Raw genomic sequence first — 14733 nt, 5'->3', positions numbered from 1 at the left:
AATATCTACGATGAAAAAATTAAATAAAATATTTATTTGGCTGCCCGTTATAATCATTCAATTAACATCTTGTAATGATACCTTAGATTTAGAGCCGGTTAGTACTATATCTGCTACGGCATTTTGGCAAACTGAAGATGATGCCCAGGGAGGTTTGTATGGAATGTATGATCGCTTTAGAGATGTAACAAATAGGAATCTATTTTTATGGGGAGAAGCTAGAAGTCAAAGTATGCAGCAATCCATTGGGAATGATTATACAAATGTTAGGATTTTCCAAAACACCTTGGATGCAATAGATGCAGGACCAAGTTGGGAAACGCTTTACAAAGTAATAAATGATGCGAATTTAATTATAAAACATGTTCCTGATATTGAGTTTTCCAATCAATTGGATAAAAATCAAATCCTTGCCGAGGCATACTCAATGAGAGCTTTCTGTTACTTCGTTATTACGAAAACTTGGGGTGATGCGGTTATATTTACTGAGCCAACCGAAGGTTATTTCCCAGAAGAATTGTACAAAGAACGTTCACCTGTAATAGATGTATTTACATTAATTAAAGAAGATATAGAAGAAGCGTTGAGTTTTTATGAAAATAATGATTTCACTACTGGTAGAAACAGATGGTCTAAGCCTGCAGTTAATGCTTTGAAGGGTGATGTATATTTGTGGACAGCAAAGGTGATGAATGGTGGTGAACCTGATTTTATAATCGCTCTTGATGCTTTAAATGAAATAGAGTCTAGTGATGTTTCTTTGTTATCGGACTTTAGTAGCATTTTTGATTATGATAATAAGGGAAATAAAGAGATATTATTTTCTAGTAATAATCAACAATTTGAATCAGAATCAACTTTTATGGCAAACATGTATATAGATGCCATACCTCCAGACGCAGAACCTGAAGCGGCTGATATTTTGGGAGTACCTGCTGGTGCGAGCTATTGGACGCTAACGGATGAAAGTATTTCAAAGTTCTTAGAGGAAGATCAACGTAAAGATGCCACATTTGTTGAGCTTTATACTCTGAATGAAGAATCTGGGGAATACACAGATTTCTATGGTTGTTTACAGGTTAAATTTAACGGTCTAGTTGAAAATGGGGCAAGGTATTTTTTAGATGATGTTGTTATATATCGCTACGCCGATGTTTTATTAATGAAAGCAGAGGCACAAAATGCACTTGGCCAAGATCCATCAACACCAATGAACGAAATAAGAATGCGTGCATTTGGTGATAACTATGATGACCATGTTTTTGTAAATGGGACCCAAGAAGAAAATGATAGTGTTATTTTAAATGAAAGGCTTATTGAGTTCTTTTATGAGGGTAAGTATTGGTGGGATATTGTTCGGTTTAATAAAACGTCTGAGTTAGTTCCTTATTTCAGGGATAATCCGGGTGATGACTATAAATTATTGTGGCCTATTGGGTTAGATATTTTGAGTTTAGAACCAAATGTAGAACAAAATCCTGGTTACAATTAGACTATGTGGGGTGTCATTGATTATGAACTTAAGAAAACACATATATTAAAATTGAAATTCATGAAAAATAGAATAATTAGCATTTTGGTTTGTTCGATTTTTCCGATGCTTATTTTCGGACAAAACCCGATAGATTTAGGTGATAGAAGAGAAATTTTCGTTGATAGTTTTTTAATCGAAAAACTTGATGGATTGGAAATTGTAAAGCACACTCCAGTAGATGAAGGGCCGGTGTTGAAGTTTGATAAACCTTGGGAAGGTAATTTTAGCACCTATACTACCATCATAAAAGATGGAGATACATATAAGGCATTTTATCGTGGTGTACGTGAAGCTGGTAATGATGGTAATGATGCTGAAGTTACTTGTTATGCGGAATCAAAAGATGGTATTAACTGGGTAAAGCCCAATTTAAGATTATTTGAAATAGATGGAACTTTAGATAATAATGTAATCTTAGCAAATGCGGCTCCCCTTTCACATAACTTCAGTCCATTTTTAGATACAAATCCGAATGCAAAACCAAATCAAAAGTATAAAGCATTGACAGGTGTTTTGACTAGTGGACTTATTGCTTATGCCTCTCCTGATGGTATTCATTGGGAAAAAATTCAAGAAAAACCTGTTTTTACCAAGGGTATTTTAGATTCGCAAAATGTTGCATTCTGGTCTGAATCGGAAAAAAAATATGTTTGTTATTTCAGAACTTGGACTGGTGAAGGATATTCGGGAATTAGGAGTATTAGTCGTACTACTTCTTCAGATTTTATTAACTGGTCTGAACCTGAACAAATGACTTTTGGGGACACGCCTCTTGAACATTTGTACACCAATCAGACTAGTCCCTATTATAGGGCGCCCCATATTTATATTGCTATTGGGGGGCGTTTTATGCCGGGGCGTCAGGTATTGACAGAGGAACAGGCTGAAGAGTTTGATGTAAATCCAAAATATTTTAAAGATTGTTCAGACGCTTTTTTTATGACTTCAAGAGGAGGAAATGAATATACACGAACGTTTATGGAGGCATTTATCCACCCCGGCATTGGTCTTGATAATTGGGTTTCTAGGTCGAACTATCCAGCGCTTAATGTAGTTCAGACGAGCCCTGAAGAAATGTCTTTATATGTGAATCAAAACTATGCCCAACCTACGGCAAACCTCAATCGTTATTCGCTTAGAATTGATGGTTTTACTTCAATTTCAGCTCCTTATAGCGGGGGGGAGTTTGAGACAAAACTATTTACATTTACAGGTAGTAAGTTAGAGGTTAATTATTCTACTTCGGCTGCGGGGGAAATTAAATTTGAGATGCAGGATGAACATGGTAGGGCTATTCCTGGCTTTACTATGGAAGAGTCACGTTCCTTGATAGGAAATGAAATTTCTAGAACTGTTTTATGGAATGGAAAATTAGAAAAGTTAGCGTCTAAACCAGTTCGGTTGCGTATTTATATGAAAGATGCTGATCTATACTCCATAAAATTTACTGAATAACTTTTTTCTTTTAAAAAAAACAAGGTGAAAATATAAGTATATATAAAAAGTACAGCAAGGCTTTGTTGCCATATAATTAAGAAATATTGTTGAGTTAGTTGTTTTTGGTAAGGACGGGATGAAAATTCCGTCCTTATTCATTTTAATTAGAAAATTCTTTTGGTTATTATATATATGGTAGTTTATTATCGGGGTCAGAAGTAAAAAATAATAGCAATTGGTAAAGAAGGATATATATGTTTAAAAGTTGGGCGGGAGCATCTTCTGATGCATTGAGTGTCATAACTTTAATTATGATTCAGATAAACAGCTTGCGGCCCCGTTCATTCTCTTTCAGTGGCTTTATGATCTATCTGGCTTTCGGTAAACTTACTTTTTTTATGTGCCAGTTAAAATTTAAAGTTAGAAAATCTGAATTTTAAACTGTCCTATTTTCAGGGAAGGCTACAGTATGCCGTTTTAGTTTTCTGGTTATTAAAAAAATCTTGAGTAGGTTGTCAAAAAAAGCAGACCAATCCATGCTTTTGTTATAAAACCATTTACAGTCACAAATATTATAAATTTGTATATAAAGCGGTAGGGTTGATCATCCATTTTTAAAGACTATCATGGTTAGGCGATAGGGTGGTATGGGGTGTCAATGTTAGGTTTTAGGGTTTGTCTTAAAGAAAATAGGGGTGTCTAGGGTAGTGCCAAGGGCAATCAAATTAGAACAAGACATTTTTTATTACTTATTATTGGCCAAATTTCAAACACTATACCCTAATCTTTAACCTTTTATTTAAAATCAACTTTTGGCGAACTTTCTAATAAGTTTGGTAGAGAAAGCATGTCAGGATAGAACTGCTTTATAATGGTTTCAAAAAGGCCTTATGATAATGAGATTTGTTCACAATCCAACGGTACACATGAGGTGTTTGTTAAACTGATAATTATTTATAAAAATAAAAAAAAGTAAAGGTCCAGTGAAAACTGGACCTTTACTTTAAGCTTTGTAGCGGGAACTGGACTCGAACCAGTGACCTTCGGGTTATGAGCCCGACGAGCTACCTACTGCTCTATCCCGCGATGTGGACGACAAAGATACAATTGTTTTAATATAAAAACCAAATATCCCTACGCTTGATTTTAAAGAAAATGTTTTAATTAAATAAATAAGGGTATTTAGTAGCTCCGTTTTTATGCAAAGTGATATTTTCGTTTTAAATATCTACCTTCGAAATATGGAGCAATTCAATGATTTTTTGGTCAAGGCAATTTCTGGGACAGAATGGCCAATGTTTGTATTACTAATTGGTGGCGGACTGTTTTTGATGGCGTATTCCAAGCTAATGCCCTATCGTTATTTTAGACATGCACTAGCTATTACCAGAGGTAAATACGATGATAAAAACGCTAAGGGAGATGTAAGTTCTTTACAGGCATTGTCCGCAGCCGTGGCCGCTACCGTCGGTTTGGGGAATATATCCGGTGTCGCCATTGCCATTCATGATGGTGGGCCCGGAGTGGTGTTTTGGATTTGGATGACAGCTTTTATTGGCATGTGCATCAAATTTTATTCTTGTAGCCTATCCATAATGTTCAGGGGGGAGGATTCTGAAGGGAAACTACAAGGAGGGCCTATGTTCTATATTACAAAGGGATTGGGAAAAAAGTATAAACCTTTGGCTGTTTTCTTTGCCTTGGCAGGGCTTTTTGGCTTTTTGGGAGTCTTTACGGCCAATCAATTTACCGAAACTTTCATGAGTGTTGTTGATCCCTCGGTGGCCATTTTTGAAATGAGCGATTACAACTGGAAATTAACGGTCGGTTTTGTACTTGCCATCATAAGTTCTTTTGTGATTTTTGGGGGGCTTTCTAAAATAGCAAAGGTAGCAACGGCCATAGTCCCTTTTATGGTTATGGTTTATTTAGTGGCCGTAATAGTTGTAATGGTAATGAATGCATCATTGGTGCTGCCGTCCTTAAAACTGATACTTACCGAAGCTTGGAATTTTAACTCCCTCGTAACAGGAGGTTTTTGGGGCTTGGTCATCATAGGGGTGCGTAGGGCCATGTTTTCCAATGAGGCTGGTTTGGGTAGTGCACCAATGTATCATGGGCAATCAAAGAACGATGAACCGATACGTGAAGGTCTGGTCGCTATGTTGGGTCCTTTTATAGATACCATTTTAGTCTGTACCTTTACCGCGGTAGTGATTATCTTAAGTGGTGCGTATTTGGAGGATGGAAGTGGAATAGTAATGACCTTGAATGCGTTTCAAAAAACGTTGTTCGGTTTTGGAGATGAATTGTTAATGGTAATTGTAAGTGCTTTTGCACTTTCCACACTGTTTACATATTCGTATTACGGGGTTAAATGTTTATCTTTTTTGACCAATGCGAAAATAGGTCGTTTGTACAATGTTTATTTTGTGATAATGATTGTTTTTGCAGCGGTGGCATCCTTAGATTTGGTAAAGAACCTTATTGATCTGTCGTATGCCCTAATGGTGATACCTAATATGATTGCGGTATTGTTGCTGGCGCCAAAAGTAAATGTAGCTGCCAAAATTTATTTTGAAAAATTAAAGAATGAAAGAACATAAAGCTGGTTTTGTAAATATTATAGGTAACCCCAATGTGGGGAAGTCTACACTAATGAATGCATTCGTTGGAGAACGGCTTTCCATTATTACCTCAAAGGCACAAACGACCAGGCATAGGATTTTGGGCATTGTAAACGGGGATGATTTTCAGGTAGTATTGTCCGATACTCCGGGAATCATAAAACCCGCATATGACCTTCAATCTTCGATGATGGATTTTGTAAAATCCGCCTTTGAAGATGCCGATGTACTATTATATATGGTAGAAATAGGAGAGAAGGCACTAAAGGACGAAAAGTTCTTTGAAAAAGTTAAAAATTCGAAGATTCCCGTACTGTTACTATTAAATAAGATTGATGGCGCCAGTCAAGAATTATTGGAGGAGCAGGTGCAGTACTGGCAAGATCAGTTGCCGACGGTAGAGATTCACCCTATTTCTGCACTTCAGAATTTTAATGTGAAAGGTGTCTTTGAACGTATTTTAGAATTACTTCCGGTATCGCCCCCTTATTATCCAAAAGATCAATTGACCGATAAGCCCGAACGCTTTTTTGTGAACGAGATTATTAGAGAGAAGATATTATTGTACTATAAAAAAGAGATTCCATATTCCGTTGAGGTAGAAACGGAGGAGTTTGTAGAAGACGAGAAGATCATAAGGATCCGTTCTGTGATCATGGTGGAAAGAGATAGTCAAAAAGGAATTATTATCGGTCATAAAGGTGCTGCTTTGAAGAAGGTAGGTGTTGAGGCCCGAAAGGATTTAGAGAAGTTTTTTGACAAACAGGTACATATAGAACTCTACGTAAAAGTGAACAAAAATTGGCGTAATGACAGTCGGCAATTAAAGCGCTTTGGGTACAATAAGTAGGTTGTTTGGCGATTTTACTGTTTTTTGAATAATTTTCCTTTTATCGATTCTGCTTTTTTCTTGTTTGTTTATTTCTTTTTAGTACTGTTTTTTATTGACTTATGAGAGGATTTAGGGAATTGAAAATATTGTTTCTACCTGTCTCCATTTTCTATATGGGTTACAATTTTTATTGAAAAAATGTTCTTTTTCCTTTGAAGAGTAAGAACTTTGACTATCTTTGAAATAATCGACAAAATGCTCATAAACCCCGATGAAATGCATAATGTAGTAATATTTGGAGCCTCAGGTCACGGCAGTGTTGTATTAGACTGTATTGAAAAAGAAGGAAAATATAAAGTCATAGGTTTTATTGATTCATTCAAGAAGAAGGGGACGAAAGTGAATGGATACACTGTTTTAGGCAGCGAAATTGATTTACCTTACCTTATCGATAAACACAATATTTATGGTGGCATTGTAGCCATAGGAGATAATTGGGTGCGTAATACCGTAGTAGAACGGATTAATAAAATAGCTCCAAATTTTATCTATATAACAGCTGTACATCCCAGTGCCGAAATTGGAAAGGATGTGGAGATTGGTGCAGGTACCGTGATAATGGCGGGTGTAATTGTTAATTCAAACTCTACAATCGGTAATTTCTGTATTTTGAATACCAATTGTTCTTTGGGGCATGACGGTTTCATGCAACATTTCTCAAGTCTTGCTCCTAAAACCTGTACGGGAGGTAATTTTATCTTAGGACAATACTCTGCAATTTGTTTGGGTTCAAATGTGATAAACGATATATCTATTGGTAATCATACCGTCGTAGGCGCCGGTTCTTTGGTGGTAGGTAATATTGATAGTCATGTTTTAGCTTTCGGTGCTCCTGCAAAAAAGATTAGGAGTCGAAAAATAGGGGAGCCTTACATGTCTGCAAGAAAGAAAGAAAACAATGTTATTCCTTTGTATATAGGGCAATAATAATCTTACCTTAATTTATATCAGTTCTTTAATTGTTACCTTTGCACCCAAATTATAAACTATGGGAGCTATTGTAGCCATTGTTGGAAGACCTAATGTTGGAAAATCGACATTTTTTAATCGATTAATTCAGCGTAGGGAAGCTATTGTTGATGCCGTAAGTGGCGTTACCAGAGATAGACACTATGGTAAAAGCGACTGGAACGGAAAAGAATTTTCGCTAATCGATACCGGTGGTTATGTGCTGGGCAGTGATGATGTTTTCGAAAAAGAAATAGATAAGCAAGTAGAATTGGCCATCCAAGAAGCCGATGCCATTATATTTATGGTGGATGTGGAAACTGGGGTTACGGGGATGGACGAGGATGTGGCGAAACTTTTAAGAAGGGTCAACAAACCTGTGTTTTTGGCTATCAACAAAGTGGATAACGCTATGCGAGAAGAAGATGCCGTGGAATTCTATTCTTTGGGGTTAGGTGAATATTACACACTTTCAAGTATAAACGGTAGCGGAACGGGTGAGTTGTTAGATGCATTGGTAAAAGAATTGCCTGATGTAGAAGAGGAAGAAAGTGATCTTCCTAGGTTTGCCGTAGTGGGTAGGCCCAATGCTGGTAAATCCTCTTTTATAAATGCACTGATCGGAGAAGAACGTTATATCGTTACCGATATTGCCGGAACCACAAGAGATAGTATAGATACCAGATATAACAGGTTCGGTTTTGAGTTTAACTTGGTAGATACTGCAGGTATCAGAAGAAAATCGAAGGTAAAAGAAGACTTGGAGTTCTATTCTGTAATGCGTTCTGTAAGGGCGATAGAGCACTGTGATGTTTGTTTGTTACTGTTAGATGCTACCCGTGGTTTTGATGGGCAGGTAGAGAATATTTTTTGGTTGGCTGCCCGTAATAATAAGGGTATAGTGATCTTGGTAAACAAGTGGGACCTGGTCGAGGATAAGGAGACCAACACGATGAAACAGTATACCCAACGTATTAAAAAGGCCATAGAGCCATTCACCGATGTTCCCGTTTTATTTATATCGGTATTGACAAAACAACGTATTTACAAGGCTATTGAAACAGCTGTAGAAGTATACCAGAATAGAAGCAAGAAAATTAAGACGCGAGAGTTCAATGATGTAATGTTGCCGTTAATTGAGAACTATCCGCCGCCTGCATATAAAGGCAAACATGTAAAGATTAAGTTCTGTACACAATTGCCCACACCGTATCCGCAGTTTGCATTTTTTTGCAATCTGCCCCAGTATGTAAGAGAACCCTATAAACGTTATCTAGAAAACAAGATACGTGAGAAATACAATTTTACCGGGGTACCCATGACGGTTTTTATGCGAAAAAAATAATTGGAATTATGATATGGAAAAGGGTCTTTAGAAAAGACCCTTTTTTGTTTTTTGTTGTTGGGAAGTTGGCTTTTACCAGCCACCAGAGGCACCGCCTCCACCGAAACCACCTCCGCCAAAGCCGCCACTAAAGCCACCTCCGCCAAAGCTGCCTCCACTGAAGCCACCTCCAGATGACCCGCTACGTCCCATGTTGCTTAAGATGATTACATCCCATGGACTAAGACCGCGTTTACCACCACCTCTGCCATTGTTGTTTCCATCCTTACGGCTCCACAATATAATTAGGATTATCGCAAATATGATAAAGGGAAGAAAGGCCGGTAAAGGAGAGCTATTACCGTTGTTAAAGGTGCGGTCTTCCTTAAATTCGCCGGTTAGAACCTTGAATATGGCATCTGCACCTAGATTAAGTCCGCTGTAATAATCGCCTTTTTTAAATTCTGGAATAATAATGTTTTCAATGATTCTTTTCGACATGGCATCTGTTAAGGAGCCTTCGACCCCATAACCGGTATTAATGGCGATTTGGCGGTCATCTCTTGCTAATAGTATCAATATCCCATTATCTTTTCCGCTTTGTCCAATGCCCCACTTATGCCCCCATTGTGCTCCTAAATAGTTGATGTTCTCACCCTCGGTACTACCAATAATGGCAATAACTATTTGGGTAGAGGTGCTATCTGAGTATGTAATGAGCTTTTGTTCTAAAGAGACTCTTTGCCCTGCGGGTAAAAGGTTTATATAATCATAGACACTGGTTTCTTTTTGGGGCTTTTCGGGTATCTCAAATTGGCTCCATAACTGAAGAAAGCTAAAAAAAAGTAAAAAGCTAAGACTAGCCTTTAGATATCTCATTGCTTAATTCGTTTGTGTCGTTTGCTTGCCAAGGAAAATGCGTTTTTAACTCATTTCCGGCCATTAAAATGCCATCAATGATTCCTTCCTTAAATTTTCCTTCCTTGAATTTATGTTGAATAGCATCCTTTGTAGTGTCCCAAAAATTTTCAGGTACTACATTGTCTATTCCCTTGTCTCCGCAGATAACAAATTTACGGTCGTTAACGGCCACATAGATCAGTACTCCGTTACTTTGCTTAGTGTTGTCCATCTTAAGCAAATGGAAAATTTCTTTTGCACGTTCAAAATGATTGGATCGGGTATGTGCTTCAATATGCACCCTAATTTCACCCGAAGTGTTTTTTTCGGCCTCTATGATGGCTTCAACAATTTCTTGCTCTTCGGCCTGTGTTAAGAAATCTTCAACTTTAGACATTGGTTATCAATCAAATTCAAAGTTTACGTCTGGTGCTTGTTCTGATCCGGCCTCCGATTTAAAATAGGCTAATTCTTCAAAACCAAAAATTCCGGCTAAAATAGAATTCGGGAATTTCTTTACATGAAGGTTATAAGGTTCAACGGTAGCGTTAAAACGATCTCTAGCTACGTTTATCCTGTTTTCCGTTCCTTCCAATTGTGATTGCAACTCTAAAAAATTCTGGTTGGCCTTTAGGTCGGGGTAACGCTCTACAGTGACCAATAATTTACTTAAGGCCCCGCTAAGTCCACTTTGTGCTTGGTTGAACTGTGTCAATTGTTCTGGGGTAATGTTGGTGGGGTCAATACTTATAGAGGTCGCTTTTGCACGGGCCTCAATAACATCTGTTAAAGTACCTCTTTCAAAATCAGCGGCACCCTGTACGGTTTTCACTAAATTACCGATCAGGTCATTTCTTCTCTGATAGGCACTTTCTACATTGGCCCAAGTTTTGGTAGATGTCTCTTTCAGCTCAATTGCCTTGTTGTTAAAGCCCACGCCCCATTGATAGAGCCCAAATGCTACGACAGCTACGACTATTAGTGCGATTAATCCTTTTTTCATGGTAGTGTTTGTTTATAGTTGATTCTTTATTTTTATCAATTCTGTTTTTACGCGTTCTAATTTTTGTATGATTTCAAAATTGGAAAGTGTCTTTTGTTTTTCTTCTTTAAGATGTGTTTTTGCACCTTCTAAAGTAAAGCCTCTTTCCTTGACCAAATGAAAGATCAATTGAAGGTTTTTGATGTCTTGGGGAGTAAATTTTCTATTTCCCTTTGCATTTTTTTTAGGTTGAAGAACATCAAATTCTTTTTCCCAAAACCTTATCAGAGAAGTGTTCACCCCAAAAGCGCGGGCCACTTCGCCAATACCATAATATCTTTTTTCGGGAAGTTCTACTTGCATTAATCCAAAGATTGATTTTCTTGATTGGCATATTTAAGCATGTTCTCGTACTCTTCGGGAGACAAACTGCCATAATAGAAATTTATTGGATTGATTCTTTGGCCGTCTTTCCACACTTCGTAGTGTACATGGGGGCCTTGCGAACGGCCGGTATTTCCTACGAACCCAATAAGGTCTCCACGTTTTACCTTCTGTCCTTTTTTAACGTTATATCGGCTCATATGGGCATACAGGCTTAAATAGCCATAGCCGTGATCTATGCGTATATGTTTACCGTAACCAGAAGAGTTATTGTCAGCTCTGACGACGACACCGTCTCCAGAAGCATAGATCGGTGTGCCTTTGGGGGCGGTAAAGTCCATGCCCCAATGTTTCTTTCTAACTTTGGTAAAAGGATCTGTTCGCCATCCATAACCCGATGCCATTCGTGTTAAGTCTTCGTTGTTTACAGGTTGTATAGCCGGTATGGCCGCTAATAATTTTTCTTTTTCCTCTGCCAATTTTGTGATTTCATCCAGAGATTTGGATTGTATGGCCAGTTGTTTTTTGATAATATCCAACCTTTTGGTGGTGGCTATCACCATTTCTGAGTTGTTGAAACCTTCCAGCGATTTATATCGATTTATACCACCAAAACCGGCACGCCGCTGTTCTTCAGGTATGGGATTCGCTTCAAAATAAAGTCTATATATGTTATTGTCCCTATCCTCGATATTGGCCAGTACTTCCTCTATCTGCTCCATTTTTTTATTAAGAAGCTCAAATTGAAGTTCGTAATTCCTGACTTCCCGTTGTAGGGATAATTCTCTTGGAGTGTTGATGATACTGGTATTCAAGAGCAGTATAAGACCTAAAAGACCAAATAGAAAAGACCCCAAAAAGAAAAAAGCAATATTTCTATAACGCTTAGATTTTTCGGGTTCTATCTTTCGATAAGAAAGTGTATCCGGATCGTAATAGTACTTAACTTTAGACATGAAGGGATTTTATCCTATTTTTGTTGTTTATTTTAACAAAACAAACAAATATAAAAATTGTTTTCTATAAACAGTTAAAATTTGTAAAAGCTTAGCATTTTAGATGAATTCCAAGGAAATAAGAAAGCAGTTCTTAACATTTTTTGAAGGTAAGAAACATAAAATAGTGCCTTCGGCACCCATGGTGATAAAAGACGACCCTACATTACTTTTTACCAATGCGGGAATGAACCAGTTCAAAGAATTTTTCTTGGGAATCAATGAGCCAAAAAGTTCTAGAGTGGTCGATACGCAGAAGTGCCTAAGGGTAAGTGGCAAGCACAACGATTTGGAAGAGGTAGGAAAAGATACCTATCATCATACCATGTTCGAAATGTTGGGGAACTGGAGTTTTGGCGATTACTTCAAGGAAGAGGCCATTTCTTGGGCCTGGGAACTGTTAACAGAGGTTTTTAAAATTGATAAGGAAAGCCTGTACGTTTCGGTTTTTGAAGGTAGTGATGATGCCGATAAACTGGATAAAGACCATGAGGCATATGCTATCTGGAGTAAAATTGTACCCGAGGACAGGATTCTCATGGGCAATAAAAAAGACAATTTTTGGGAAATGGGAGATCAGGGGCCTTGCGGGCCTTGTTCAGAGATCCATGTAGATATACGGTCGGAAGAGGAGAAGAAAAAAATTCCCGGTGCCAGTTTGGTAAACCAAGACCATCCTTTGGTGGTGGAGATCTGGAACCTGGTATTTATGCAATACAACAGAAAAGCGGATGGTTCTTTAGAGAATCTGCCGGCCAAACATGTAGATACGGGTATGGGGTTTGAACGTTTGTGCATGGTGTTGCAAAATGTGAAATCCAATTACGATACAGATGTCTTTACTCCCTTGATACGCGAAATAGAGACGATTACAAATTCTGGGTACGGGAAGAATGAGGAGGTAGATATTGCGATTCGTGTTATTGCAGATCATATAAGAGCGGTATCTTTTTCTATAGCGGACGGGCAATTACCGAGCAACAATGGTGCGGGATATGTTATAAGAAGAATTCTCCGACGCGCCGTTCGGTACGGTTTCACGTTCTTGAATACCAAAGAACCGTTTATGTACAGGTTGGTGAAAGTTTTAACCCATACAATGGGCGAAGCCTACCCTGAACTTGCCGATCAAAAACAGTTGATAGAGAATGTGATCAAGGAAGAGGAACATAGTTTTCTTAAAACCCTAGACCAGGGCTTGGTCTTGTTGGATACGATCATAAAGAGCACAAAAAACAAAATAGTAGATGGGGCCAAGGCATTTGAACTCTATGATACTTTTGGGTTTCCTATAGATCTAACGGCACTTATTTTAAGTGAAAAAGGATATGAGTTGGATGAGGACGGTTTTAATGCGGCCATGCAAAAACAGAAGAGCAGGTCTAAGTCTGCCTCTGAAATATCAAAGGGCGATTGGACGGTATTACAGTTTGATACCGAACAAGAGTTTGTAGGCTATGATTTATTACAGACCGATGTAAAAATTGTAAAATACAGGAAAATAGTCTCTAAAAAACAAGGAGAACAATATCAATTGGTGTTTAATTTAACGCCCTTCTACGCAGAAGGGGGCGGACAAGTAGGTGATAAAGGGTACTTAGAGGCATCAAACGGAGATGTGGTGTATATCATAGACACCAAGCGTGAGAATAATGAAATTGTTCATTTTGCCAAAACGTTGCCAAAAAAGTTAGAAGGCACTTTTAAAGCGGTGGTAGATGCAAAACAAAGGCATAGAACTGAGGCCAACCATACCGCAACACATCTATTGCACCAAGCCTTGCGCGAAATATTGGGGACCCATGTAGAACAAAAGGGGTCTGCCGTGCATTCTAAATATTTACGGTTCGATTTCTCGCACTTTGCAAAAATGACCAAAGAGGAACTAGACCAGGTAGAAAGGTTTGTAAATGCAAGAATCGAAGGGCAGTTGCCTTTACAGGAAGAGAGGAACGTTCCAATGAAAGATGCATTGGAAGCTGGGGCAATGGCCTTGTTTGGGGAAAAGTACGGAGATACCGTTAGAACGATAAAATTCGGTAAATCTGTAGAACTGTGTGGTGGTACCCATGTAAAGAACACGGGTGATATTTGGCATTTTAAAATAGTGTCTGAAGGGGCGGTTGCCGCTGGCATACGAAGAATAGAGGCAATCACCAGTGATGCTGTAAAAGGATTTTATCTTGAGAACGAGAAGTTTTTAAATGAAATAAAAGGAGTTTTGGGCAACCCTCAAGATGCCCTAAAGGCCGTAAACAGTTTACAGGAGGAAAATGCACAACTGAAAAAACAGGTTTCGGCATTGTTGAAGGACAAGGCGAAGAACCTTAAGGTCGATTTGTTGAAAGAACTGCAAGAAGTTAACGGGGTCCGTTTCTTGGCAAAAAAGTTGGATCTGGATGCTGCCGGAATCAAAGACCTATCTTTTGAAATGGGGCAGAACAACGATGATATGTTTCTGTTGTTCGGTACCGAACAGAATGGTAAAGCTTTGCTTTCTTGCTATATATCAAAAGAGTTGGTAGCTGCCAAGCAATTAAATGCCGGTAATATTGTTCGTGAACTTGGAAAATTCATTCAAGGTGGTGGTGGCGGACAGCCTTTCTTTGCCACTGCAGGAGGTAAAAGACCCGAAGGTATAGAAGAGGCCTTGGCGAAAGTAAAGGAGTATTTGGTTTAGGTGTCCGAAACAATTGAATTTCGGTACTAA

Annotated in this window: 12 protein-coding genes and 1 tRNA gene; 7 read left to right on the top strand and 6 right to left on the bottom strand. The window is 38.2% G+C overall.

Annotated elements, in window-relative coordinates:
• Positions 1-10 precede the first annotated feature (10 nt).
• Positions 11-1492, top strand: a complete 1482-nt coding sequence (locus tag J8L85_RS15320) for a RagB/SusD family nutrient uptake outer membrane protein (protein WP_211018716.1) — start codon at positions 11-13, stop codon at positions 1490-1492.
• A gap of 60 nt (positions 1493-1552) precedes the next feature.
• On the top strand, positions 1553-2989 hold the full coding sequence (locus J8L85_RS15315) for a hypothetical protein (RefSeq protein WP_211018715.1): 1437 nt from the start codon (positions 1553-1555) through the stop codon (positions 2987-2989).
• Positions 2990-3984: 995 nt separating this feature from the next.
• Here J8L85_RS15315 and J8L85_RS15310 read toward each other — a convergent pair.
• Positions 3985-4057 (bottom strand) — tRNA-Met (locus tag J8L85_RS15310).
• 155 nt (positions 4058-4212) lie between these two features.
• On the opposite strand from J8L85_RS15310, the gene J8L85_RS15305 reads away from it, so the two are divergent.
• From J8L85_RS15305 to der, 4 genes are all read left to right on the top strand, one after another.
• Positions 4213-5577 (top strand): amino acid carrier protein, encoded by a 1365-nt coding sequence (locus tag J8L85_RS15305; protein WP_211018714.1) that lies wholly within the window; start codon positions 4213-4215, stop codon positions 5575-5577.
• Positions 5564-6448, top strand: coding sequence for a GTPase Era (gene era, locus J8L85_RS15300; RefSeq protein ID WP_211018713.1), 885 nt, complete (start codon positions 5564-5566; stop codon positions 6446-6448). Before J8L85_RS15305 ends, era begins: the two co-directional genes overlap by 14 nt.
• Positions 6449-6706: 258 nt before the next feature.
• A complete protein-coding gene (locus J8L85_RS15295) occupies positions 6707-7417 on the top strand; it encodes an acetyltransferase (RefSeq protein ID WP_211018712.1) in 711 nt (236 codons plus the stop codon).
• Between the two features lie 61 nt (positions 7418-7478).
• A complete protein-coding gene (gene der, locus J8L85_RS15290; RefSeq protein WP_211018711.1) occupies positions 7479-8783 on the top strand; it encodes a ribosome biogenesis GTPase Der in 1305 nt (434 codons plus the stop codon).
• Positions 8784-8855: 72 nt separating this feature from the next.
• Here the strand turns inward: der and J8L85_RS15285 are convergent, their stop codons facing one another.
• From J8L85_RS15285 to J8L85_RS15265, 5 genes are read right to left on the bottom strand one after another with little or no spacing between them, the layout of a single operon-like run.
• The gene (locus J8L85_RS15285; RefSeq protein WP_211018709.1) at positions 8856-9641 is read right to left on the bottom strand and encodes a TPM domain-containing protein; all 786 of its coding nucleotides are present in this window, start codon (positions 9639-9641) and stop codon (positions 8856-8858) included.
• Positions 9622-10059: a TPM domain-containing protein gene (locus J8L85_RS15280; protein ID WP_211018706.1), complete on the bottom strand. Its 438-nt coding sequence runs from the start codon at positions 10057-10059 to the stop codon at positions 9622-9624. Before J8L85_RS15280 ends, J8L85_RS15285 begins: the two co-directional genes overlap by 20 nt.
• A gap of 6 nt (positions 10060-10065) precedes the next feature.
• The gene (locus J8L85_RS15275) at positions 10066-10665 is read right to left on the bottom strand and encodes a LemA family protein (RefSeq protein WP_211018704.1); all 600 of its coding nucleotides are present in this window, start codon (positions 10663-10665) and stop codon (positions 10066-10068) included.
• Positions 10666-10677: 12 nt separating this feature from the next.
• On the bottom strand, positions 10678-11007 hold the full coding sequence (locus tag J8L85_RS15270) for a MerR family transcriptional regulator (RefSeq protein WP_047247504.1): 330 nt from the start codon (positions 11005-11007) through the stop codon (positions 10678-10680).
• Positions 11007-11984: a M23 family metallopeptidase gene (locus tag J8L85_RS15265; RefSeq protein ID WP_211018702.1), complete on the bottom strand. Its 978-nt coding sequence runs from the start codon at positions 11982-11984 to the stop codon at positions 11007-11009. The genes J8L85_RS15270 and J8L85_RS15265 overlap by 1 nt, the downstream gene beginning before the upstream one ends.
• A gap of 103 nt (positions 11985-12087) precedes the next feature.
• Between J8L85_RS15265 and alaS the strand changes: the two genes are divergently transcribed.
• Complete coding sequence (gene alaS / locus J8L85_RS15260; RefSeq protein WP_211018700.1) at positions 12088-14703, top strand: alanine--tRNA ligase; 2616 nt, start codon at positions 12088-12090, stop codon at positions 14701-14703.
• Positions 14704-14733: the final 30 nt, after the last annotated feature.

Origin of the sequence: Maribacter sp. MMG018 (genome assembly GCF_018100785.1) — a bacterium.
In the GTDB taxonomy this organism is placed as follows: Bacteria; Bacteroidota; Bacteroidia; order Flavobacteriales; family Flavobacteriaceae; genus Maribacter.
Note: the sequence above shows the minus strand (reverse complement) of the source record. Positions and strands in the feature narration are given on the sequence as shown.

Coding starts and splice junctions, on each gene's coding strand:
- J8L85_RS15320 (WP_211018716.1), top strand. CDS start 11: ATGAAAAAATTAAATAAAATATTTATTTGGCTGCCCGTTATAATCATT.
- J8L85_RS15315 (WP_211018715.1), top strand. CDS start 1,553: ATGAAAAATAGAATAATTAGCATTTTGGTTTGTTCGATTTTTCCGATG.
- J8L85_RS15305 (WP_211018714.1), top strand. CDS start 4,213: ATGGAGCAATTCAATGATTTTTTGGTCAAGGCAATTTCTGGGACAGAA.
- era (WP_211018713.1), top strand. CDS start 5,564: ATGAAAGAACATAAAGCTGGTTTTGTAAATATTATAGGTAACCCCAAT.
- J8L85_RS15295 (WP_211018712.1), top strand. CDS start 6,707: ATGCATAATGTAGTAATATTTGGAGCCTCAGGTCACGGCAGTGTTGTA.
- der (WP_211018711.1), top strand. CDS start 7,479: ATGGGAGCTATTGTAGCCATTGTTGGAAGACCTAATGTTGGAAAATCG.
- J8L85_RS15285 (WP_211018709.1), bottom strand. CDS start 9,641: ATGAGATATCTAAAGGCTAGTCTTAGCTTTTTACTTTTTTTTAGCTTT.
- J8L85_RS15280 (WP_211018706.1), bottom strand. CDS start 10,059: ATGTCTAAAGTTGAAGATTTCTTAACACAGGCCGAAGAGCAAGAAATT.
- J8L85_RS15275 (WP_211018704.1), bottom strand. CDS start 10,665: ATGAAAAAAGGATTAATCGCACTAATAGTCGTAGCTGTCGTAGCATTT.
- J8L85_RS15270 (WP_047247504.1), bottom strand. CDS start 11,007: ATGCAAGTAGAACTTCCCGAAAAAAGATATTATGGTATTGGCGAAGTG.
- J8L85_RS15265 (WP_211018702.1), bottom strand. CDS start 11,984: ATGTCTAAAGTTAAGTACTATTACGATCCGGATACACTTTCTTATCGA.
- alaS (WP_211018700.1), top strand. CDS start 12,088: ATGAATTCCAAGGAAATAAGAAAGCAGTTCTTAACATTTTTTGAAGGT.